The following is a 23,433-nucleotide window of genomic DNA, read 5'->3' on the forward strand; positions in this document are numbered from 1 at the left end:
ACTAAGTTGGGCAAGGCCGTTATCGTTACCGGTTTAATGATCAGGGAGATGTTCGTAATCCCTGAACTGGCAAGACTCAGAACCGCTTGCCAATAAATTCTTTTGCCATTTTTGCAAGAACTTTACAATTAAGGGACTAAGCAGATAGAGAAAATGAGACAAGTTGCAAAACATTTTGTTTTCTTCAGTTAAAGGGTTAGCAACGGCTTTTGATGTTATACGAAAATAATTTGTAAATTTTCTGTTTAATGTATCCATGGTTTCCTGACTTGATTCATAATTTACGATTATTCTCTTTAGTTTTGAAACTATTTATTCAAAACCAATATGTCAATATTGACAGCTTCGTAAAAAGTCAATTATTTTGTCCGGGCAGGCCTCCTCATTGGCAGTTGAAGCATATTTCAAGGGGTTTTACCCTAAACCATCCGGATATTTCCACCATTGGAATGCTGCTGACTTTTTTATAAGTCCCAGCATATTTACACGATAATAAATAACATCATTGTTAAATATATATTAAAATATATAACATTTAACAATGATTATATCTGTGACAAATGTCACATTTTAAGCATTTAATAGTTTAGTATTTGAAATTTTGTAATTATAGCGAATAATTAAATCATAAAATTCAAATACAAAACAGCGTACCTTTGTTATCTATTTATGTTGTTCTCTTTGTTTTTTCTTGAATATGGAATTAAATTTGCTGCCAAAATTTTGATTTTTGTCATTATTATCACTGCCATAATACGGGTAATACCTTGATGTCCCAAAATATCGTGAACGAAGTGCAGCTGATCTGAAATTCATATCATTTAAAACAACACCTACAATTTTTTCCTTTCCAAGAAATTTAATGGCCTGCTGAACCGATCCTCTGGGTGTAACGCCGGCCCTTACTACAAGAATGATACAATCAACTACTTTATAAAGCACTTGCGGCTCTGTTGTTGCAAGCACAGGAGAAGAATCAAGTATAATATGCCTGTCGCTATAGCGTGATTTTAACTCATCAATCAGGCCTTCCATCTTTTTTGACCCTATCAGTTCAGCAGGATTTTCCTGGCTGTCTCCTCCCGGAAGAATATTGAGCTTATCAATTCCTGTTTTAATTAAAAGATCAGGCAATTCCGAATTACCCACCAGGTAATCCGATAACCCCTTTGCTTTATTTACACCGAACCACCTTGAAAGTGACGGGTTCCGCAGATCGCAATCCATTAAAAGGGCGTGGCTGTGTAATTCTTTAGCGATTGTAATGGCTAGATTAATTGCTATTAAGCTTTTGCCTTCTCCGCTAACGGCGCTTGTCATAAGAATTGTTTTTGGTTTTGCGCCTAAAGCAGGCATAAAAAGATATGTTCTGAGTTTTCTGAACTGTTCTGAAACAATAGAATTGGACTGAAAATGGCAAACAAGATTATCGTCAAATACAGTATCATTATCTAAGGAGGGCTCAACAGTTTCTGCCTGAGGCGTACGAACATTTTCGTCTTCCGCTTTCTGCAGTGCTTCAAACATTTTTCCCATAAAAATCCACCCTATATATTCTTGCTTTTTATTAATAAATTAATAATTCTTTCCAAAAAGTGCGGATAAAATACATATACAGTAATTATCGAGAGAATAAGTACTAAAAATATTAAAAAGATAAGGGGCAAAATCCTTGTCTTTTTATTTTTATGCGATCCTTCCAGGTCTCTTATTACTTCCCGGATGACCGGTTTTCCTATCTGCTTCAGATCACGTGAAAACCCGATGATAAGAGCATGGTCGCATACGGTATTTATCAAACGGGGGATGCCTTTTGAGTATTTATATATTTCCTTCAGAGAACTTTTGTCGAATAATGAAAGATTACGGCCTCCGGCCTTTTTCAGCCTGTATACAATATATTCTTTTGTTTCAGTGAAATTCAGTTCAACCAGGTTGTAACGAACGGTAATTCTTTGCTTTAACGCTCTTAATTTATTATCTGCCAGAATGTCGTTTAATTCAGGCTGTCCCAAAAGAATAATATGAAGAAGCTTGTTTTTTGAAGTTTCAAAGTTTGTCAATAGCCTGATTTCTTCAAGGATTTCTGTGTTTATGCACTGGGCTTCGTCAATTATTAGAAATACCGGCTGCTTATTATTGAAACATTCAAGAAGAAAATTATAAAGCAGCATCAGGTTTTGTCCGCGTGATTTGTCGGTATCAGTTTTTATTCCCAGATCGATACATAAATAAGTGAGAAAATCAGCGGGAGACATCATAGGATTAAAGATGTTTGCGGTCCGCACGCTTGTGCCCAGATTACTTAAAAGCATATGAACAAGAGTTGTTTTCCCTGTGCCAACTTCTCCGGTAATGACACTGAATCCTTTTCCTTCCCTGATCGCATATCTCAGATGAGCAAGCGCTTCCTTATGCTTCTCACTAAAAAAGAAAAATCCGGGATCAGGTGTTATTTCAAACGGCTTTTTTATTAAACCATAATATTTTTCATACATTATCAGGCTGCTTCTTTCTCGATACTAGGGATAGTGGCTATCACTCTCAGGCCAAGAACCAGCTCGACATCTTCAGCATCGTAAAAAGATGTATCCATCTGTTCTCGTAATACAACCAGCCCGAGGCTGCATCCTATGCAAAGAGCTAATCCGATTAGAAGAACTTTTGCAATATCAGGTGAAAATGGTTTTTCCGGAACGCGGGCAGGGTCAATTATCTTAAATTGCTCTCCTTTTTGTTTAAATTCCAGATTTTCCGATTGCCTGGCTTCCTGGCTCTTTTTAAACAGGGTTTCGTAATTTTCTTTTGTTTTTGTATATTCCCGCATAAGTGAGGCCATTTCCTGTTCCCGGGAGGGTATATTTTCAACCCTGGCTCTGTAGTTATTTATCTGCTTTGATATGCCGGATATCTCAGCCTGATTTTGCTTTATATCAAGATCAATCATTAATAGCTGATTTTTTAACTCCCTGTACCGCGGGTCTTTTTTTATATCTGCGGATTCTTCCTGCTTTTTATATGTGTCTTTTCTGGATTCAAGATCGGCAAGTTTCTTCTTTGTTACAAGCACGTCGGGATGGTTGTCAGTATATTTCGACTTTAGTTCATCAAGAAGTTTTGTCAGGGCATCTTTCTGTGACTCATACGATTCCGTTTTTTCTGCTCCCGGGGAACTCGCCACATCAGATGATAATAACTGCCCGGATGATGCTTTGCCTTTTCTGCCGATTGCTAAAGGTTCGGTGGCAGTTGCCGGTGATTCAAGATTGGAGATCTGCTTCTGGATAAATAATTTTCTATCCTGAGCGGCATTTAAATTTTCTCCAATTCTTTGATATTGATTCTGGAGTTGTTCCAGAATTTTAAGGTTGGTGTCAAGCTGTTCCGGTAATTCTCCCATATATCGTTTCTTATAATGGCTGACTTGCATTTCCAGATCTTCCAGCCTTTTTTGCGAAGAGGCAAGTTCAGCTGTTAAAAACTCGGTAGTTCCGGTTGCCTGCTGTTCCCTGAGCCTAAGATTTTCTTCAATAAAAAGAGATGTCAATCTGTTGGTGACAGCTGCTACAATTTCGGGATTTTTTCCGGTATACGCAATAGTAAAGAAGGCTTTTTCATCTTTTTTGCTAGGAATATCGACTTTAATATTTTTTTGCATCAACTCAACAAGCTGTTCCTTGGAAAGATCCTTGCTTTCTTCACGATAAAGTTTAAATTCATTAATGACCTGTTCCAGGCGGGTTCTGCTCATTACTTCCTGGGCAATCGATTGTAAACGTTCTTCGATTCGTGATGTAATGGTAGACTGAATAAATGCTTCCGGAACCTTTTGAGGTGAAACCAGAACAAGAGTTTCTGCCTTATATATCCTGGGTGCGAACTTGGCATAAAGTATAGTGCCTGGTATTATGATGAAAAAAGGAATAATAAAATACCACATCCTTCTTTTAAAAATTTCTATATAATCAACAATGCCGTATGAACGTGCCGAATTAATCATAGTTTTTAATTTCCGGTTTTTAATTTCCCGTTTATAGTTTCCGGTTTACAGTTGATGATTAACAATTAACTGTAAACGATGAGCCATAAACCGTCTTTAATCGGATCTTCCGATCCCGGTTTTCCTGCATTAACCTTGACCCTTGATAATTTTCTTTAGTATGCAGCAGTGATTTTAAAAATTGCTCTGTTTTCAGTGTAATCGTTTGAAGATATATCTGAGTTTCTGATTTTGTGTGATATATCAACCGATAATATCAGCCATTTTAAGAGCCTTTGTGAAAGTGTGCAGCCTATGCCCCATATCCGGTCTTTCCTGTTTTCATTGTCATACTTGGCCTGCTCAATATTGCCGGATAGACCAAGTGAAGTTCTTATGCCAATGAAATGAGTAATTGAGCCTGTTAATCTGTGGTATCGGCTGAAACCAAGATTTTCTGAAGTGAAAAAATCTTCATTATATCCTCCCTCAACGCTTAAGACATATGAAGTTTTTATATCGCGGTTTGTTATACCTGCTTTATAACTAATACCGTTTGTGCTTGAACCGGTTTTCGGCTCTTTAATAAAATATCCAACCTGAGCTGATGCATTAAAAACCGGACTGAAGGCATAAGTTATTCCTACAGAAGGTTCGTGTATATCATAATCAATGCTTGGAGGATCAAAGTCGCGGGTTGAAAAAGTGTATTCTCCAAAAACCGATGATTTTAGGCCGAAGTGGTTTGTATAACGGGCATTTGCTCTATGGCCCGTAAAATCGGAAGAACTTTCAAAATTTCCTATAGTATAACCGTATTCTAAATAGATATCGTTGTTCTGATCTATCATCCATGAAAAATAGGGGTTTATATAATCTTCCTGACTGTTGTCCGGAGTGGAGCTGTTTATTCTATATATATTGTTTCGATAATTGACACCGATTCGGCTTAGCGGCCCGAACTGATATTCCACAGTCGGCGATACAACATTTCTCCAGTATACATCTCTTTGTGTTGTTGTGGATAGATAATATTTGTTGTCTGCTGCTGAAGTAAAGTATTCTCTTTCCTGAGGATCTTCCGAACGTATGAAGGAATCTTTTAGGTAAAAATTTACATGTTCTTTAGTAAGATATTTGGCGTTTAATGACGCATTGTGGCTTATATAATTAAGGTTATTGTTTTTTCCGTAGAAAACCAAACCCATATTATAATCAAGATCGATTCCGGATTTTTCATCAGAATTTGAATATTTCAGGCCGGGTCTGATAGTAGTAATATAATCTTCTTTTTCATTATCAGGAGTAAGATCAATATTGTCATTATATTCTTCTTCAACGGAAATATACGGATGAAAAAAGTGTTGTGAAAGTACATCGGAGCTATAAGCGAATACCGGTATAATAAATATTATAAAAAAAACCAGCAGTATCATAACTGCTGGAAAACAATAAATATTATGTGATGATTCAGGAAAATCCGATATCAGAAATGTTTTTTTCATGGCACAATCACTGTGTCCCCGTTTTTCATTGCCATATCCGGTTCTTTCCCTTCAGCTATTTTCTTATAGTTAACAGTAATCCTTTTTTCCGCCCCGTTTTCATTTCTTATTATCTCTATATGTTTCTGATCTGCCCAGTCAGTAAAACCTCCTGTCATAATAATTAACTGCAGAAAGGATGTTTCACTGCGAAGCCTGAAAATTCCGGGATTTTTTACCTGACCTGAGATATATACTTTGTAGCTGTTTGCCTGAGTGACCGTTACTGAGACAGTAGGGTTGTCTATGAAATTTTTAAGCTTATTTGTTATAATTTCTTTAAGTTGCAGAGGTGTGAGCCCTGAGGCCTGAATATCGTCGGCAAGAGGTAAAGATATTTTTCCATCCATCCTGACAGTAACCGATTTTGTTAAAGAATCTTCCCTCCAAACAAATATGTCAAGGACATCTTCGGCTCCTATGACATAAGTGTTATTATCAACCCCGGCTTTCTCGCTTGTGGTTGCTTTTGGATTTAAATCGCTTTTTTGCTGTGACAAAGCATGTATAGGCAGTACAATAATAAAAAAAGCAGATAAAATTATAAAGTTTAGTTTTCTTAGAATATTCATGGCTAAATTATCCGGATAAAGACTGGTTATGGTTGAATTGATTTTTATGGATTTCCTGCTGATAAAATCAAAAAATTGTTAATATGTCAATATATTTCGGCAAATCGCCCATCCTTTAGGCTAAATATCAAATAGTGAACAACTTATATCTGCATTCGTTGCGCTTTGTTTGATATTTGATTTTCTATCGATAAAACTCCTTTATTTTTTCTACTACATAAACCTGCATATCTTCCGTGAGTTCAGGGTAAATGGGTAAGGCTAAAGTGTTTGCGGAGGCATCTTCCGAAACGGGCATATTACCTTTCTTATAGCCAAGATACGAAAAACACTGTTGAAGATGGAGAGGAACAGGGTAGTAAACCTCGGATCCTATTCCGGCATTATTCAAGTGAGTTCTGAGTTCATCTCTTTTGCCGGATACTTTTATTATAAACTGGTTATATATATGGCGGTTTTCTTTTTCAGCAGGCAGAATTATATACTCAGACAGAGCGGCGTTGCTAAACAATGTTCTGTATTTTTTTGCATTATTCTGTCTGGCTGCAGTCCATTCGTCAAGATATTTCAATTTAACTGAAACAATTGCAGCCTGAAGAGCATCAAGCCTGAAATTACCTCCTATATATTTGTGATAATATTTAGGATGTGAGCCGTGAACCCTTAGTATATGCATCCTTTCATAAAAAGAGGATGCATTGGCAGTAATAATGCCTCCGTCTCCGAATGCCCCGAGATTTTTGGAAGGGAAAAATGAGAAACAGCCGAAATCGCCCAATGATCCGGCCCGCTTGTTTTTGTATTCGGCACCTATCGCCTGGGCTGCATCCTCTATTACCAGAAGATTATTTTTCTTTGCAATTTCAAGTATAGGGTCCATATCTGCACACTGACCGTAAAGATGAACCGGTATAATTGCTTTTAAAGTTTTCCGTTCGGCTTCTTTCAATGAGTTTAGTGCCTCTGAAATCTTTTGGGGAGAAATATTATAAGTATCAGGTTCAATATCAACAAAAACCGGTTTTGCTCCGACGCGGACAATTGAACCTGCTGTAGCAAAAAAAGTGTAGGGTGAGGTAATAACGCTGTCTCCTTCTTTGATCCCTGATGCCATAAGCGCAAGAAGAAGTGCATCGGTGCCTGATGATACCCCGAGAGCATATTTTGTTTTACAGTAGTTTGCTATTTCATTTTCCAGTTTTTCTACATGCGGGCCTAAAATAAAATACTGACTTTCATATATTTCGGCGGTTATTTTTAAAATTTCATCTTTAATGGTTTTATATTGTGTTTTTAAATCAAGAAGAGGTACTTTCATAATTGATTCCTGTAATGTGTTAAGTGTTAGGCGTATCTGGTTTTTTATACTTTTCCGGTTTTTTTTCTGTGATATTTTCCGTTTCCGTTATTGTAATTTTCTGTCTGGTGTTCAACCGGGGTGCAGATACTTTCAACAGCACGGTATCCCAGAAGTTCATTTACTTCCTTTTCAAGCAAAAAGCCGGGTTTTATTTTCATTGTATCCGGAAGCGCTATGGAAACGTCGGATTTGCCGGGATCTATTAAATGGACAAAACCTTTCGACAAACCCGAATGATTAGTAATGATGTTTTTAAGTTGTAAAATCGAATCTGTTGCCGATAAAGAAATGTCGATATTAAAATGTATTTCGGATGTCCATGCCTCTTCAACCTTTGCAAACGGGACAATGGTGTCGGCAAGCACTTTTAACGATTTCTCATCTTTCTGAATCTTGCCCTGGATGATGATGGGTTTATCTGCAGCAAGGACATCAACAGCCAAAGAGTACACTGAAGGGAAAACCGTGGTCTCAATGCTGCCAATCATATCTTCCGTAACAACATAAGCCATGTCATCCCCTTTTCGGGTTTTAATGATTTTTATATTTGTTATTATTCCGCCGAACCTTGCGATTTCGCCGTCATTCATATCTTTTATGGCAAGAGAATCAGTATTGGTATATTTTGCAATAAGTTCCTTGTACTTGTTCAGCGGATGTCCTGTAATATAAAACCCCAGATATTCTTTTTCAAAAGCAAGAAGTTCTTTTTCATTCCATTCGTCAATTTCCGGTATCCTGGGGATATCCTGAAATGATTCATTTTCCGTCATTTCTCCGAACAAACCTATCTGTGGACTGTTTTTTTCCCGCTGAACCCGCTGTCCGTATTCTACAGCATCGTCAAGTATGGCCATCATTCTTGACCTGAATGTCCCTGTTGAATCAAAGGCTCCGCATTTTATCAGGCTTTCTATAACTCGTTTATTGACTTTTTTAAGATCAACCCGTTCGCAAAAATTAAACAAAGAGGTGAATTTATCCTTATTTCTCGTTTCAATAACGGCTTCGATAGCGTTTTCACCAACATTTTTGACCGCAACAAGTCCGAACCTTATATTACGGTCACTAACCGAAAAATCCCTGTCGCTTTCATTTATATCAGGGGGAAGAACAGACACTCCATTGCTGGAACATTCGGAAATATACTTTACAACGCTGTCTGTTGAGCCCATTTCACTGGTTAATAACGAGGCCATGAACTCAACCTGATAGTGCGTCTTCAAATATGCGGTCTGATAGGCAATCAGGGCATACGCTGCACTGTGGGACTTGTTAAATCCGTAACCGCCGAATTTATCAATAAGACTGAAAAGTGTATCGGCTTTTTCTTTCGGAACACCGTTTGCTGTTGCGCCGCTGACAAAGCGTTCCCTTTGCGCAGCCATAATTTCCACGATTTTTTTACCCATAGCCTTTCTAAGATCATCTGCTTCAGCCATGGAATAGCCTGCTATGACCCCGGCAATTTTCATTACCTGTTCCTGGTAAACTATAACTCCGTAAGTTTCTTTAAGTATGGGTTCAAGTTCCGGCACAAGGTATTCAACGGATTTCCTGCCATGCTTTCTTTCCACATAATCATCGATCATTCCGCTTTCGATTGGTCCGGGTCTGTACAGAGCTACAAGCGCAGTTATATCTTCAAAGTTTTCAGGCCGGACCCTTTTAAGAAGCTCCTTCATGCCTTTGCTTTCAAGCTGGAATACTCCTGTTGTATTTCCTTCTGCAAGCAGCCGGTATGTGGCCTGATCAGTAAGGTCAAGACTGTCAATATCCGGCGGAGAGTTGCCCTGCTTTGAAATCAGGGAAAGTGTATTAGCAATTACGGTAAGATTGCGAAGCCCCAGAAAATCGAACTTGACAAGCCCTATCTTTTCAACCCGCTTCATGTCAAACTGCGTAACAAGTTCGCCGTTTTTGCCCCTGTAAAGAGGAAGATATTCGTCAAGCGGCTTGTCTGAAATAACAACTCCGGCAGCATGTGTTGACGCATGGCGGGTCAAACCTTCAAGTGTCCGGCAAATAGTAATCAATTCTGCGATATCGGATCGTTGTCTGGCAAGTTCGGAAAGCCTTGGCTCCTGTGTTAAGGCATCATCAAGACTTATATTTAAAACATCCGGAATCATCTTTGCTATTTCATCAATTTCGCGCAAGGGAATATCTAATGCGCGCCCCACATCACGTATTACGGCTCTGGTTTTCATCGATCCGAATGTAGTAATCTGAGAAACACGATTTTCACCGTATTTTTCAACAACATACTTTAATACTTTGTCCCGTCCGTTTATACAGAAATCAACATCAATATCCGGCATGCTTTTACGTGCCGGGTTTAAAAAACGTTCAAAAATAAGGCCATGTTCGATCGGGTCAAGGTTGGTAATGCCAAGTGAGTATGCTACAAGACTTCCGGCAGCAGACCCTCTGCCAGGACCGACAGGGATATTATTGTCTTTTGCGTACTTAATAAAATCTGCAACAATCAGAAAATATCCCGGAAAACCCATCGAGATAATGACTGACATTTCATGCTTCAGGCGTTGTCTGTACAGGTTTTCGTCTATAGCAGGATTTTTGGATTTGATTTTAGCAAAAACCCGCTCAAAGCCATGCAAAACTTTTTGTTCCAGAAGCTCTTGTTCGGTATTTCCTTCGATGGCAGTATATAAAGGGAAATGGTAGTTGTTAAAATCCATATCGATATTGCATCTTTTTGCAATATCTGCTGTATTTTTAATTGCATCGGGGGTTGAGGCGAAAAAATTGTTCATCTCCTCGCCTGATTTGAAATAAAGCTGATCGGTTTCAAATTTAAAATGGGATGGATCTTGAACTGTTTTTCCTGTTTGTATGCACAAAAGAATTTCATGCGCACGCGCATCTTCCTTATTAAGATAATGGCAGTCATTGGTTGCGACAAGAGGTATGGATAGCCTGTTTCCCATATCAACAAGAGCTTCATTTATCTTATTTTGAATTTCCATCCCATTATTCTGAAGTTCAAGATAAAAATTATTTTCCCCGAACAAACCCTGATAAAAACGTGCGGCATTATCTGCTTCCTTGATATTGCCTTCGCCTATAAGCATAGGAATTTCGCCATGAAGGCATGCTGAAAGAGCAATCAGACCCCTGCTGTATTTCTGCAGCACCTCTTTGTCTATGCGAGGCTTATAGTAAAATCCTTCCAGCTGGGCAATTGAAGCAAGTTTGCAAAGATTCCTGTAGCCTTCGTTATTTTCAGCAAGAAGTATAAGGTGGGAAAGCCTTTTGCCGTCTTGAGAAGTTTTATCTGTCAGTTTGCGTGGCGCCAGGTAACATTCGCATCCTATTATAGGTTTTATATTGTTATCTGTCGCGTTTAAATAAAATTCCAGGGCTCCGAACATGCTGCCGTGATCGGTTATTGCGACTGAATCCATACCAAAATCACGCACACGATTAAAAAGATGCTTGAACCTTATAGCTCCGTCAAGAAGGCTGTATTGGGTATGAACATGAAGATGAACGAATGGATAAGATATATTTGACATTATAAAATTGGTGTTAGGTGTTAAGTGTTAGGCGTTAAGTTTTAAATGCTGCCGGCTTTCAACTATTTCCTGTAAACGGTTATTCAATCCAGTCTGTAATTGGGTGCTTCTTTAGTAATAATTACATCATGAACATGACTCTCTCTTAATCCTGCGGCGCTTATCTTCACAAATTTTGCTTTTTCCCTTAATTCTTTCAGATCCCGGCATCCAACATATCCCATTCCGGCCTTAAGTCCTCCGATAAGTTGTAAAATGTTTGCCGAAAGAGAGCCTCTGTAAGGAACACGTCCCACAATTCCTTCAGGAACAAGTTTGTCGTCCTGTTCCTGATGTTCCTGGTGATATCTGTCTTTGCTTCCGGATTTCATAGCTTCAATGGATCCCATGCCTCTGTAAACCTTATACGTTCTTCCCTGGAAAAAGATTGATTCACCAGGGCTTTCCTCTGTTCCGGCAAATAATCCGCCGATCATGATTACGTGTGCGCCAGCTCCTATTGCCTTAGTAATATCTCCTGAAAATTTGATACCCCCGTCGGCAATAAGCGGAATTCCCGTTTTATCCGCAACCTTTCTGCAGTTTAATATTGCCGTTAACTGAGGTACTCCGGCTCCGGCAACTATACGGGTTGTACAAATGGAGCCCGGTCCGATCCCGATTTTTACCCCATCCGCTCCGGCATTAACAAGAGCGCTTGCTCCTTTTTCCGTTGCAATATTTCCGGCAATCAGTTCAATGTCTTTAAAAGTGCTTTTTAAACTCTTTACAGCTTCTATAACATTTTTTGTATGGCCATGGGCAGTATCAATCAGAATTACATCGGCACCGGCGCCCAGAAGTTTTTCAGATCGCTCTATCATATCAGGCCCAACACCAATAGCAGCTCCGACTCTGAGTCTTCCCATTTTATCTTTGCAGGCATTGGGATATTTTTTGATTTTCTCAATATCTTTAATGGTTATCATACCTACAAGACGGCCTTTTTTATCAACTACAAGAAGTTTTTCGATTCTGTGCTCATGTAACAGTTTCTTGGAATCTTCCAGTGAGATGCCCTCAGAAACTGTAACAAGATTATCCTTTGTCATTACATCACAGACTTTCTTGTCAAGATTTGTCTCAAAACGCAGGTCCCTGTTGGTTACTATTCCAACAAGTTTGTCACCTTTTGTGACGGGCACGCCTGAAATTCTGTATTCTTCCATTAATTTTACAACTTCACGAACCTTATGATCAGGATTTATCGTTATAGGGTCTACGATCATGCCGCTTTCCGACTTTTTGACTTTATCAACTTCGATAGCCTGGTTTTTTATACTCATGTTTCTATGGATAAACCCGATTCCACCTTCTCTGGCCATGCTTATAGCTGTCTGCGATTCGGTTACCGTATCCATGGCTGCACTAACAATCGGAATATTTAATGTAATATTTTTGGTCAATTGTGTGGTAGTATTGATATCTTTTGGCAGCACATCAGAATAGTTCGGGACGAGTAAAACATCGTCAAAAGAATAGGCTTCCTCAATTTCTGTTTTTAACATGAGTTCCTCCACAATAACTGAGATATTGCTAAGTTGTAATATATTATTTATTAAAACTGCAGGAATGGCGAGCCCATTGTGTGAAATTTATTTTAGCGCTATCCTCAAAATGGTCAATCTTTTCCTGCGGTGATGTTCCCATATTCCTTCCTTAAATGTGTTGAGGGCCGGAAGGGATTTTATAAATTTTTATTATTATCAGTATGGGGTATTTTTGGCAAGATTAAATTTCTTTGCTTTGCAGTGAAACTACGGTATAATGAACAATAAATAATCGTTATTAATTAATAAATAAAAGAGCAAATATGCTTATTGAAATCAATCCTGTAAATCCTCAGAAACGTCTTATCAGCAAGGTAATCGATATACTTAAAAAAGACGGAGTGATAGCTTATCCGACCGATACATATTACGGAATAGGCTGCGATATAATGAATAAAAAGGCTATTGAGAAAATATATTTATTAAAACAAAGAGAAAAGAACAGTCCTTTCAGTTTCATGTGTTCCGGACTAAAAAATATCAGCGATTATGCCAAGGTATCAAACTATGCATACAAGACGATGAAACGACTTTTACCGGGGCCTTACACTTTTGTGCTTGAAGGATCAAAACTGGTGCCAAAAATTATGCTTACAAACCGGAAAACGGCAGGAATAAGGGTTCCAAACAATATAATTTGCCTTGCACTTGTTGAAGAGCTTGGAAACCCTATTATTACAACCAGCGCGACCATGCCGGATGGTACTGTCTTTGATAACCCCTCTTTGATACATGAATATTATAAAACACGAATCAACCTGGTAATAGATGGCGGTCCGGTTCCGGGGCAACCATCAAGTGTAGTTTCGCTGATTAATGATATTCCTGAAGTGATTCGGCAGGGGATTGGAGATGTGTCCATTCTGTGATCCGGCTTTAACCAAGGCCGGGGCTTATTTGCCCCGGCCTTGTTGATGGGCTTTAGATGATTGTGCAGAACAGTTTTAGGGGGGAGATGGTTGTTTTATCTAATGCAACATCCATAATATATTACTGATATTTAAGATTTAATTCATATTGCCGATACAGGGTTTATTCATCATACGCCCACGTCCTCGACCGCCAAAACCTCTGATCAAACTTGGATTTATATTTTTCATTTTTATCATATGATCAAGCCGTTTCTGGTCAAACTGAGATTTGAGTTCGGAAATTTCCTTCTGAATCTTTATTGCTTTTCCGGTATCAGTATCTTTTTTGGCAAGCTCGCTTTTTAATTCAAGTTCTTTTGCATATATATCCTGCCTTAGCCCCTCGGTTGCCTTAAAAAATGCGTCGCGTTCCTCATTAACTTTTTTCATCTCATCATCACTTAGGTTTTTCATATAACAGGAACCGGGTCCATATCCTTTTGCGTTTCCTGGTTCATACCCTGTACCCTTTCCCGGGCCATATCCCATATCCTGGCCTGCAAAAGCGGTAATGCCAAAGGCAACGATTGCAAAAGTTAAAAAAATTGTCAGAAATTGTTTTTTCATAATACCTCCTTCTTTTAATATTTTTATTCCATTTATGAAAACGATATATAAAATTCATGATGTTCCGTTTTCCGTTGTTATTTTCTTGTTAAGCAACCTGCATGCCATTTCCTCTAAAGTCTTTTAAAAGTTTATAACATGCTTAATAAATTGTGTTTTATATTAGTTTTTGAAAATGGTTTCTTGAAATAAGTGGTTTATGGGTAAGGTGTATGCATAATTTATGGATACAAAATAATTTTTGGATACAAAATATCCAATGATATATGAACCGGGATTAAGAAAATGTTGATACGGCAGGAGACCGTAAAAAGAAAACGGGATCTTTTTCTGAAATAATTATAAGACAAAAATTTATATCAGTATATCAAAATACCATGAAATAATTTCTGTTCCAAAAAAGATATATAATATGGCGCCGATAGAAAGAAAAGGACCAAAGGGTACAGCCAGTTTCACACCTTTTTTTGTTTTAAGCATAACAGCAATTCCGGCAAGAGTTCCTGTTGCCGAAGCTATGAAAATTGTAAACAAAACTCCTTGCCACCCTGTAAAGGAACCAATCATTGCAAGAAGCTTTATGTCGCCGCCACCCATACCCTCTTTTTTTGTAATCAGATTGTATATCCATGCTACTGCAAACAGGCTTCCCCCACCAGCAAGAATCCCTATAATGGATTCTTTAAAATTTATTGATGGCAGAACAAGTGATGCAAGCAATATACCGATTGGTATACCTGGTAAAGATATTACATCAGGTATGATTTGGTGGTCCATATCGATAAAAGTAATTACAATGAGTGCTGAAGCAAAAGCGAAATATGCTAAAGCTTCAAAGCTAAGTCCGAATTTAATAAAACATGAAAGAGCGGCAATCCCGCTTATAAGTTCAACCATAGGGTAGCGCAACGAAATAGATATTTTACACTTTCTGCACTTACCTCCGAGAAGTATGTAGCTAAATAAAGGAATATTGTCATAAAATTTTATAAGAGTATTGCAGCCGGGGCACATTGAACGGGGTGTAACAATAGATTTTGAAAGAGGAAGCCTGTATATGCATACATTCATAAAACTTCCTATGCAAAGCCCGAATATAAACGTTAAAACATGGATAATATAATTAGACATAGCCAACTTTCATAAATATAACGATAATTGTTCGCCGGTTTTGCACACACCCTGGTTTAACTTATATGTCCGTTAAGTTTATCGGTATGTAACTTATGTATATTGAATAAAAAAATCAAGCCTGTTATTGCTAAAATAAAATATTGTTATATATTTAAAAATCTGATTCATATAGTATGGATTCATGAAAAGCCGCGAGACAGACGACAGCGTTAACAGCTTAATATGCAAGGCATTAGAATCGCAAGGGATGCAGGCTGCTTATTTGTGTGATGCAATAACAAAAGACAAAGCGCAATTTAAGCTTTAAATTGCAATTTTTCCTTTAGTTAAATGTTAATTTGTATTAATAATTTTAAATTGTTATAGTTAATAAGATATGCAGGAGAAAAAATGGGCGAAACCGACAAAGATGACCTGATAAAAATGATCGATGAGGATGAAAACGATACAAACTTTCCTGAAATTATGCCGCTTATGCCGGTACGTGATGTCGTTATTTTTACCGACATGCTTCTTCCGCTTTTTGTAGGCAGGGAAAAGTCGGTCAGAGCTGTGGAGGAAGCGGTTAGGGAAGACGGCTTTTTGCTGCTTGTGACCCAGAAAGACCCGAATATCGAAAATCCCGGTCAGGATGAAATGTTTCGCATTGGTACTGTAAGTAAGGTGCTACGAATGCTGAAGCTTCCCGATGGCCGTGTTAAAGCGCTTGTGCAAGGTATAGCAAAAGCTAAAATATTGGATTTTGTCAGGCGAAAATCGGTTTATCGTGTAAAGATTGAAAGGATCATAGAGCTGCCTCTAAAGGAAATTTCTATTGAAATTCAGGCATTGATGAGAATCGTACGCGAAAATTCGGAAAAGATAATGGCTTTTCGTGGAGAACTTACAGGTGATGTTGGTTCTATTCTGGAAGGAATTAATGATCCGGGAAAGCTTGCAGATCTGGTTGCGTCAAGCTTAAGGCTAAAAATCGAAGAATCCCAGCAGTTGCTTGAAATTATTGATCCGGTTAAACGCCTTAAGAAAGTAAATGAGCTTTTGTCGAAAGAAGTTCAGCTTTCCGCCATGCAGGCCAAGATACAGTCCGACGTGAAAGAGGAGATATCAAAAAGCCAGCGTGATTACTATCTCAGAGAGCAGATGAGAGCTATCAACAAGGAGCTTGGTGATAATGACGAAAGAAGCCAGGAGCTAAGTTCGTACAGAAAAAAAATAAAACGCTGTAAAATGTCCAAAGAGGCTGAACAAGAGGCTGAGAAGCAGCTCAAAAGGCTTGAAATGATGCATGCCGATTCTGCGGAAGCTTCTGTAATAAGAACTTATCTTGACTGGCTTGTCGAGTTGCCCTGGAGCAAATCAACAAAGGATGTTATCAATATCAAACACGCCAAAAAAGTTTTGGATACGGATCACTACGGGCTTGATAATATTAAGGACAGGATACTGGAATACTTAAGCGTTCGAAAGCTTAATCTGAAAATGAAGGGCCCGATTTTATGCTTTGTCGGTCCTCCCGGTGTGGGGAAAACTTCTCTTGGAAAAGCTATAGCGACCGCAATGAAACGAAAATTTGTCAGGATATCTCTTGGCGGAATAAGGGATGAGGCTGAAATAAGGGGGCACAGGCGTACATATATTGGTGCACTTCCCGGACGTATTTTAAATGGTTTGAAACAGTGCGGTACAAACAACCCTGTTTTTATGATGGATGAAATCGATAAAGTCGGCGCAGATTTTCGCGGTGATCCTTCAGCTGCACTTTTGGAAGCCCTTGATCCGGAGCAGAATTTTGCTTTCAGCGATCATTATCTTAATCTTGCTTTTGATCTTTCAAAGGTAATGTTTGTTCTTACCGCAAACTTAACGGATACTATCCCTTCCGCTCTTTTAGACAGGATGGAAGTAATTAATCTTTCAGGGTATACTTCGGAAGAAAAGAAAATAATTGCGGAAACCTTTCTTTTTCCCCGCCAGATAAAAGAAAATGGCATAAGCACTAAGAAGTTATCAATCAGTTCGGAGGCTATGCAGCAGATTATTACAGAATACACATCAGAAGCCGGACTGAGGAATCTTGAAAGAGAAATAGGTACTATCTGCCGTAAAGTAGCAAGAAAGATAGCAGAAGGCGAAAAGGGTACTTTTCATATTTCCAAAAAAAATCTTCAGAAATTTCTTGGTGTTCCAAAGTTTATACCTGAAATGGACCAGGAGGACAGCCAAATCGGTCTTTCCACAGGCCTTGCATGGACACAGGTTGGAGGAGAAGTCCTTTATGTTGAAGCTGCATTGTTTGTAGGAAAAGGAGAGCTGATAATTACCGGGCAGCTTGGTGAAGTAATGCAGGAATCTGCAAGGGCTGCTGTAAGTTATGCAAGGGCCAATCTTTCTCTGTTCGGTCTTGAAGAAAACATTTTTGACAATACCGATGTTCATATACATGTTCCGGCAGGAGCAATTCCCAAAGACGGACCGTCTGCAGGCATTGCAATGGCTACAGCTCTTATTTCGGTTCTTATCAATAAACCGGTTAATAAATTTGTGGCAATGACCGGTGAAATTACCCTTAGAGGAAGAGTTCTTCCGATAGGAGGTCTTAAGGAAAAAGCGCTTGGTGCACTAAGAGCCGGAATAAAAACGATAATTATTCCTGAAAAAAATATTAAAGATCTTACAGAGATACCTCAAAATGTAAAGCGCAAGATCAAATTTGTCACTGTAAAGCAGATGAATGATGTCCTTCCGTTAGCTATCGAAGGTTTTAATGCGGATGATTTGCAGCATAAAAAGAATAAAAAAGCATAATTATAAAATTATATACCCTGATAGCTGATAATGAAAATACTTGCTGTTGATACGGCTTCCAGATACTGTGGTGTTGCGATTGTTGATAATAATAATCTTCTCTCGGAGCTTTTTAATGGAAAACAGGAGACTCATTCAAAACATCTTATGACTATGATAAGGGAGGCCCTTGAAATCTCCGGTTTAACTCCGCATGATTTGGATGGGTTTTCCGTTACAAGAGGGCCGGGTAGTTTTACGGGACTTCGTATAGGTATAAGTTGTGTAAAAGGTCTTGCCGAAGCAATTAAAAAACCTGTGGCTGTTATATCAACCCTTGATGCTCTTGCTGAACAGCTGCCCGAAACTGATTATCTGATATGTATTATGACAGATGCACGAAAGGGCGAAGTATACTTTTCACGTTACAGGTTTGCAGATGGGATTATAAAAAAAGAAACCGGGGAAAAAAATTTTATTCCGGAAATGGCAATAGATAATATAAATGAACCTTGCATATTTGTCGGAGACGGAGTTTGCTTATATAAAAACATCATAGAAGGCAAGCTTGAAGATCTGGTTCATTTTATGCCCGATGAATTTAATATTATTAAAGCTTCTACGGTAGGATTTCTGGGTATTAAGAAATTTTGCAATAATGATATTGAAGATGCCGGATTGATTGTTCCGTATTATATCAGAAAATCGGATATAAGTAAAAAGGTTCAAGGTTAAAGGTTAAAGGTTCAAGGTTCAAGGTTAAAGGTGCAAGGTTAAAGGTTGGAGGAGAATGAAGGGAAGTTGATAAGTTGATAAGCTCATAAGCTGATAAGTTCATAAGTTGATAAGCGAGTAAGGTGCAAGGTTAAAGGTGCAAGGTTAAAGGTGCAAGGTTAAAGGTTAAAGGTTCAAGGTTAAAGGTGCAAGGTTAAAGCAGAAAGAAGGAAAGGGATCAGGGGTCGGGGGTCAGGGATCAATAGGGCAGGGCAGGGGAAATGACAATAGCTTTTTGATTTCAATTGCCTTGACAGATAAATGCTTTGCTAATACAAGGTATTAACTTTTTTAAAGCGATAGTTTGAAAAAACTAAATTTACTTCAATCTGCGGGAGAGGGAAAATATTTTTTGCGAAACCGTCGGGATTGATTTTATATATTATATGATTTTGGAGGAACGGATGGAGTATAAAAAGACACTAAATCTTCCTGTTACCGATTTTGCCATGAAAGCAGATCTGGCAAAACGGGAACCCATTATATTAAAGGAATGGGAAGATAATGATTTGTATAACAAGATAAGGGTTGCTTCAAAAGACAGGGAACTTTTTATTTTGCATGACGGCCCTCCTTATGCAAATGGAAATATCCATATTGGAACCGCATTAAATAAAATATTAAAGGATATTATAGTTCGCAGCAGGCAGATGGCGAATTTTAACGCCGTATATGTGCCGGGTTGGGACTGCCACGGACTTCCCATAGAACATAATGTCGACAAAGAACTGGGCTCCGAAGCGAAAAAATATTCCCAGTCCCGGATAAGAAAGCTTTGCAGGCAGTATGCAGAAAAATATGTTAATATTCAGCGTGAGGAATTCAAAAGACTTGGGGTTCTGGCCGAATGGGATAACCCATATTTAACAATGGCCTATGAATATGAGGCAATAATCGCCAGAGAATGTATCAAATTCGGTCTGGAAGGAAGCCTCTTTAGAAGCAAAAAACCTATACACTGGTGTTGCAGCTGCAAAACCGCGCTTGCAGAAGCCGAAATAGAATATGAGGATGAAAAATCCCCTTCCGTATTTGTTAAGTTTTTGCTTTCAGATGATGTTTCAAAAGAAATTCCCGAGCTTTCCGGCAAAAAAACATATGTTGTTATCTGGACAACTACTCCATGGACAATTCCGGCAAACCTTGCGGTGGCTCTTCATCCTGATTTCAAATATGTTGCAATAGAAACAGGAAACAATGAAGTGTTTATTATAGCTTCCGATCTTGCGGAAAAGTGCATGAAAATTTTTAGCATTCCGGATTATTCAATTCTTTGCGAAATAACAGCTAAACAACTTGAGAAAAAACATTGTTTGCATCCTTTATATAACAGGGAATCGCTTATAATACTTGGCACTCATGTTACTCTTGATGCCGGAACAGGTTGTGTTCACACGGCTCCCGGTCATGGACGGGAAGACTATGAAGTGGGGCTTTCATATGGTCTTGACACCTATTCTCCTGTTGATGATAACGGCTGTTTTACAGATGATGTGGAATTTTTTAAGGGCAAGTTTGTTTTTAAGGCAAACAGCGATATCGTATCAAAGCTTAAAGATTCCGGTTCTCTTGTCGCAGAGGAAAATATCTCACATTCTTATCCTCATTGCTGGCGTTGTAAAAAACCGGTTATTTTCCGAGCGACTCCTCAGTGGTTTATTTCCATGGATAAAACGGGTCTTCGGAAAAAATCTCTTGAAGAAATCGACCGGGTAAAGTGGGTACCTGACTGGGGAAGAGAAAGAATTTACGGGATGATTGAAAACAGACCGGACTGGTGCGTTTCAAGACAGCGTGCATGGGGTGTTCCCATTGCTGTTTTTTTCTGTGAAAAATGTGATACTCTTCATATCAATCAAAAACTTGCCGATCATTTGTTTGAGCTTTTCAAAGAACACGGCGCAGATATCTGGTTTGAAAAAGAAGCCGCAGAGCTTGTTCCCGAAGGAAGTATTTGCAGTAAATGCGGAAGCAATACTTTCAGAAAGGAGACAGATATTCTTGATGTTTGGTTTGACTCAGGGGTAAGTCATGCCGCCGTACTTGAACAGCGCCCTTATCTTAAGTGGCCTGCCGATCTTTACCTTGAAGGAAGCGATCAGCACAGAGGATGGTTTCACAGTTCTCTTTTAACTGCGGTCGGGACAAGGGGAAAGGCTCCGTACAAGTCGGTTTTAACCCATGGATTTGTAGTCGATGCAGATGGGAAAAAGATGTCAAAATCTCTTGGCAATGTGATTGCTCCCAAGAAAGTTATAGATAAATATGGCGCCGAAATTCTAAGACTCTGGGTTTCTGCTTCGGATTACAGGGATGATATCAGAATTTCGGATAATATACTCAAGCAATTAAGCGATGCCTACAGAAGAATAAGAAATACATGCAGGTTCATGCTTGGAAATTTATATGATTTTGATCCTGCAAAAGACAAAGTCTCATATGATTTGATGCCTGAAATTGACAGGTATGCTCTTTTCAGGCTTTCCGAACTTACGGAAAAAACTGCCAGGGCCTATGATTTATATGAATTTCATACAATTTATCACAGCCTTTATAATTACTGCACAACCGATCTGTCGGCTTTTTATCTCGATATTTTAAAAGACAGGCTATATACTTCATTTCCCGAATCATTGGAGAGAAGAAGTGCGCAAACCGTTATGTATTTAATACTTGATTCGATTACAAGGATTATGGCTCCGATTCTTCCGTTTACTTCCGAAGATATATGGAAAGCCATGTCTGAATACAAAGGAAAGGAAGAAAACGTTCATCTTGCCCTTTTGCCTGCTGTTTCAAAACAATGGAAAGATACGGTAATTGCAGAAAATTGGAAAAAAATTATTGAAGTGCGTGGTGAGGTTACCAGGGTGCTCGAAGAAGCAAGAGCAAAAAAAATAATAGGTCATTCACTCAATGCTTCCGTTAAAATATATGCACAGGGTGATCTTTTTGATCTTCTAAGCAGATATGCGGATGACTTAAAAACCATATTTATCACTTCAAATGTTTTTCTGATAAAAGATGAAAAACCTGATGGAGCTACAAAAAGCCGAGAGATAGAAGGGCTTTATATTTCAGCCGAACCTGCTCCTGGTGAAAAGTGTGAAAGATGCTGGATTTACGATATGACAGTAGGCACAGGCACTAATGAACCTGGTATCTGCAGCAGGTGTCAAAAAGTGCTGAACCGGATAGCAGATGCCGGGGAGCAAATAGCGAATAAGGAATAATGAACGGCGAATTTCGGAAAGCGGATCTATTCGATGTGCGCTTCGCGGAAATAGGTAAAAAATCAGAGGTGAGATTGTTTGAAAATAAATATTTAAAACTTATATTTATTGCTGGAATTGTGATCCTGCTTGATCAGGCGACAAAGATCATTGTATTAAAATATATGCCGCTTTATCATTCCATTTCAATTATTCCGGGTTTTTTCAACCTTACCCATATTCATAATCCCGGCGGAGCTTTCGGGTTTCTTGCCGGTCAGAGTCCCTTTGTAAGAAAACTGGCTTTTATTGTTGTTTCATTTCTTGCATTATGCTTCATTTTATACTTTTACCGGGTTACACCAAGAAAATATCCAATGCTTGCAACTGCTCTTGCCTTGATCTTTGGGGGAGCCGCAGGAAATCTGGTAGATAGAATCCGTTTCGGGAAAGTTGTTGATTTTCTCGATATCTATATAAGAAATCTGCACTGGCCTGCTTTTAATATTGCAGACAGCGCTATTTCCATCGGGATGTGTATATTGCTGTTTCATATACTGTTAAAAAAAATGCCGGACTGATTAACCGTTCAAGCTGTTAGAGGCGAATAGCGGGCATCTGATAGCGAAAATTATTATTTGTTGTCCGCTGCTGCTCTATCCTCAAAAGGAGATTATATGTATCCCATTCTCTTTAAAATAGGTCCTTTATCAATATATACTTATGGTTTTTTCATCGCATTAGGCTTTCTTGCCGGAATATTTTATGCCGTTAAGGAAGCCAAAAGAGTGGGTGAAGACCCGGATATGATAATGGATCTTTGCTTTTACATTCTTATTTCCGCAATTATTGGTTCGCGTCTGTTTTATGTCGCAACAAATCCCAGGCTGTTTCTTGACAGTCCGCTTGAAATCTTTAAGGTATGGAATGGCGGACTTGTTTTTTACGGTGGCTTTATCGCAGCTTTAATTACAGGAATTATCTATCTTAAAACAAAAAAAATTCCTGTCATGAAAACAATGGATATTCTTACTCCTTCAGTTGCTCTTGCGCATTTTTTCGGAAGAATAGGGTGCTTTTTTGCAGGTTGCTGTTATGGGAAATACTGTGAATTGCCTTGGGCCGTTACTTTCAATAATCCTGATTCTCTTGCTCCTGCAGGTATTCCCATACATCCCACGCAACTATATTCAGCTATTAACAATTTGATTATATTCCTGTTTTTGGTGTTCTTCCGCAAACGGAAAAAATACGACGGGCAGGTTTTCTGGATTTACGTTTTAATATATGGAATAACAAGATCTGTTATAGAAATATTCAGAGCCGATTTCAGAGGTGGTTTTCTTTTTGGTATCTTTTCCGTTTCCCAGACTGTGGGAATCATCGCAGCTGTAATTTCAGCAATAATGCTTTTTATCTTAGGTAAGCGCGCTAAAAAAAAACAATAAAGGGTTCATTGTTCAAAGGT

The 23,433-nt window shown here is 38.6% G+C and carries 16 protein-coding genes; 6 read left to right on the plus strand and 10 right to left on the minus strand.

Annotated features, from left to right (window positions below):
* Window positions 1-663: 663 nt before the first annotated feature.
* The 8 genes from VXK47_RS18430 to guaB all read right to left on the minus strand — a co-directional run bounded on the left by VXK47_RS18430 (window position 664) and on the right by guaB (window position 12,541).
* Window positions 664-1,536: a polysaccharide biosynthesis tyrosine autokinase gene (locus tag VXK47_RS18430; protein WP_435550252.1), complete on the minus strand. Its 873-nt coding sequence runs from the start codon at window positions 1,534-1,536 to the stop codon at window positions 664-666.
* An 11-nt stretch (window positions 1,537-1,547) separates the two neighbouring features.
* A complete protein-coding gene (locus VXK47_RS18435; protein ID WP_435550253.1) occupies window positions 1,548-2,498 on the minus strand; it encodes an ExeA family protein in 951 nt (316 codons plus the stop codon).
* Window positions 2,499-2,500: 2 nt separating this feature from the next.
* Window positions 2,501-4,000, minus strand: a complete 1,500-nt coding sequence (locus VXK47_RS18440) for an XrtA system polysaccharide chain length determinant (protein WP_435550254.1) — start codon at window positions 3,998-4,000, stop codon at window positions 2,501-2,503.
* A 155-nt stretch (window positions 4,001-4,155) separates the two neighbouring features.
* On the minus strand, window positions 4,156-5,484 hold the full coding sequence (locus tag VXK47_RS18445; protein ID WP_435550255.1) for an outer membrane beta-barrel protein: 1,329 nt from the start codon (window positions 5,482-5,484) through the stop codon (window positions 4,156-4,158).
* Window positions 5,481-6,095 (minus strand): polysaccharide biosynthesis/export family protein, encoded by a 615-nt coding sequence (locus VXK47_RS18450; protein WP_435550256.1) that lies wholly within the window; start codon window positions 6,093-6,095, stop codon window positions 5,481-5,483. The genes VXK47_RS18445 and VXK47_RS18450 overlap by 4 nt, the downstream gene beginning before the upstream one ends.
* A 184-nt stretch (window positions 6,096-6,279) precedes the next feature.
* A complete protein-coding gene (locus tag VXK47_RS18455; protein ID WP_435550257.1) occupies window positions 6,280-7,413 on the minus strand; it encodes a DegT/DnrJ/EryC1/StrS family aminotransferase in 1,134 nt (377 codons plus the stop codon).
* Window positions 7,414-7,457: 44 nt separating this feature from the next.
* Window positions 7,458-10,994, minus strand: a complete 3,537-nt coding sequence (gene dnaE, locus VXK47_RS18460; RefSeq protein WP_435550258.1) for a DNA polymerase III subunit alpha — start codon at window positions 10,992-10,994, stop codon at window positions 7,458-7,460.
* 83 nt (window positions 10,995-11,077) lie between these two features.
* The gene (guaB, locus tag VXK47_RS18465) at window positions 11,078-12,541 is read right to left on the minus strand and encodes an IMP dehydrogenase (protein WP_435550259.1); all 1,464 of its coding nucleotides are present in this window, start codon (window positions 12,539-12,541) and stop codon (window positions 11,078-11,080) included.
* A 305-nt stretch (window positions 12,542-12,846) separates the two neighbouring features.
* Between guaB and VXK47_RS18470 the strand changes: the two genes are divergently transcribed.
* On the plus strand, window positions 12,847-13,452 hold the full coding sequence (locus VXK47_RS18470) for an L-threonylcarbamoyladenylate synthase (protein WP_435550260.1): 606 nt from the start codon (window positions 12,847-12,849) through the stop codon (window positions 13,450-13,452).
* Between the two features lie 138 nt (window positions 13,453-13,590).
* On the opposite strand, the gene VXK47_RS18475 is transcribed toward VXK47_RS18470, so the two are convergent.
* Window positions 13,591-14,061 carry a Spy/CpxP family protein refolding chaperone gene (locus VXK47_RS18475; RefSeq protein ID WP_435550261.1) on the minus strand — a complete coding sequence of 157 codons (471 nt, stop codon included), beginning with the start codon at window positions 14,059-14,061 and terminating at the stop codon, window positions 13,591-13,593.
* Between the two features lie 354 nt (window positions 14,062-14,415).
* A complete protein-coding gene (locus VXK47_RS18480) occupies window positions 14,416-15,192 on the minus strand; it encodes a prepilin peptidase (RefSeq protein ID WP_435550262.1) in 777 nt (258 codons plus the stop codon).
* Window positions 15,193-15,585: 393 nt separating this feature from the next.
* On the opposite strand from VXK47_RS18480, the gene lon reads away from it, so the two are divergent.
* The 5 genes from lon to lgt all read left to right on the plus strand — a co-directional run bounded on the left by lon (window position 15,586) and on the right by lgt (window position 23,413).
* Complete coding sequence (gene lon, locus VXK47_RS18485) at window positions 15,586-18,000, plus strand: endopeptidase La (RefSeq protein WP_435550263.1); 2,415 nt, start codon at window positions 15,586-15,588, stop codon at window positions 17,998-18,000.
* A 30-nt stretch (window positions 18,001-18,030) separates the two neighbouring features.
* A complete protein-coding gene (gene tsaB / locus VXK47_RS18490; RefSeq protein WP_435550264.1) occupies window positions 18,031-18,714 on the plus strand; it encodes a tRNA threonylcarbamoyladenosine biosynthesis protein TsaB in 684 nt (227 codons plus the stop codon).
* Window positions 18,715-19,157: 443 nt separating this feature from the next.
* On the plus strand, window positions 19,158-21,986 hold the full coding sequence (ileS, locus tag VXK47_RS18495) for an isoleucine--tRNA ligase (protein WP_435550265.1): 2,829 nt from the start codon (window positions 19,158-19,160) through the stop codon (window positions 21,984-21,986).
* Complete coding sequence (gene lspA, locus VXK47_RS18500; protein ID WP_435550266.1) at window positions 21,986-22,546, plus strand: signal peptidase II; 561 nt, start codon at window positions 21,986-21,988, stop codon at window positions 22,544-22,546. Before ileS ends, lspA begins: the two co-directional genes overlap by 1 nt.
* A gap of 96 nt (window positions 22,547-22,642) precedes the next feature.
* Entirely contained in the window at window positions 22,643-23,413 is a 771-nt protein-coding gene (lgt, locus tag VXK47_RS18505) for a prolipoprotein diacylglyceryl transferase (protein WP_435550267.1), read from the plus strand.
* The last annotated feature ends 20 nt before the right edge of the window (window positions 23,414-23,433 follow it).

Source organism: Desulfobacterium sp. N47, from assembly GCF_051233685.1.
Classification (GTDB): domain Bacteria; phylum Desulfobacterota; class Desulfobacteria; order Desulfobacterales; family RPRI01; genus RPRI01.

Coding starts and splice junctions, on each gene's coding strand:
- lspA (WP_435550266.1), top strand. CDS start 21,986: ATGAACGGCGAATTTCGGAAAGCGGATCTATTCGATGTGCGCTTCGCG.
- VXK47_RS18430 (WP_435550252.1), bottom strand. CDS start 1,536: ATGGGAAAAATGTTTGAAGCACTGCAGAAAGCGGAAGACGAAAATGTT.
- VXK47_RS18445 (WP_435550255.1), bottom strand. CDS start 5,484: ATGAAAAAAACATTTCTGATATCGGATTTTCCTGAATCATCACATAAT.
- tsaB (WP_435550264.1), top strand. CDS start 18,031: ATGAAAATACTTGCTGTTGATACGGCTTCCAGATACTGTGGTGTTGCG.
- guaB (WP_435550259.1), bottom strand. CDS start 12,541: ATGTTAAAAACAGAAATTGAGGAAGCCTATTCTTTTGACGATGTTTTA.
- VXK47_RS18470 (WP_435550260.1), top strand. CDS start 12,847: ATGCTTATTGAAATCAATCCTGTAAATCCTCAGAAACGTCTTATCAGC.
- lon (WP_435550263.1), top strand. CDS start 15,586: ATGGGCGAAACCGACAAAGATGACCTGATAAAAATGATCGATGAGGAT.
- VXK47_RS18455 (WP_435550257.1), bottom strand. CDS start 7,413: ATGAAAGTACCTCTTCTTGATTTAAAAACACAATATAAAACCATTAAA.
- VXK47_RS18435 (WP_435550253.1), bottom strand. CDS start 2,498: ATGTATGAAAAATATTATGGTTTAATAAAAAAGCCGTTTGAAATAACA.
- lgt (WP_435550267.1), top strand. CDS start 22,643: ATGTATCCCATTCTCTTTAAAATAGGTCCTTTATCAATATATACTTAT.
- dnaE (WP_435550258.1), bottom strand. CDS start 10,994: ATGTCAAATATATCTTATCCATTCGTTCATCTTCATGTTCATACCCAA.
- ileS (WP_435550265.1), top strand. CDS start 19,158: ATGGAGTATAAAAAGACACTAAATCTTCCTGTTACCGATTTTGCCATG.
- VXK47_RS18440 (WP_435550254.1), bottom strand. CDS start 4,000: ATGATTAATTCGGCACGTTCATACGGCATTGTTGATTATATAGAAATT.
- VXK47_RS18475 (WP_435550261.1), bottom strand. CDS start 14,061: ATGAAAAAACAATTTCTGACAATTTTTTTAACTTTTGCAATCGTTGCC.
- VXK47_RS18480 (WP_435550262.1), bottom strand. CDS start 15,192: ATGTCTAATTATATTATCCATGTTTTAACGTTTATATTCGGGCTTTGC.
- VXK47_RS18450 (WP_435550256.1), bottom strand. CDS start 6,095: ATGAATATTCTAAGAAAACTAAACTTTATAATTTTATCTGCTTTTTTT.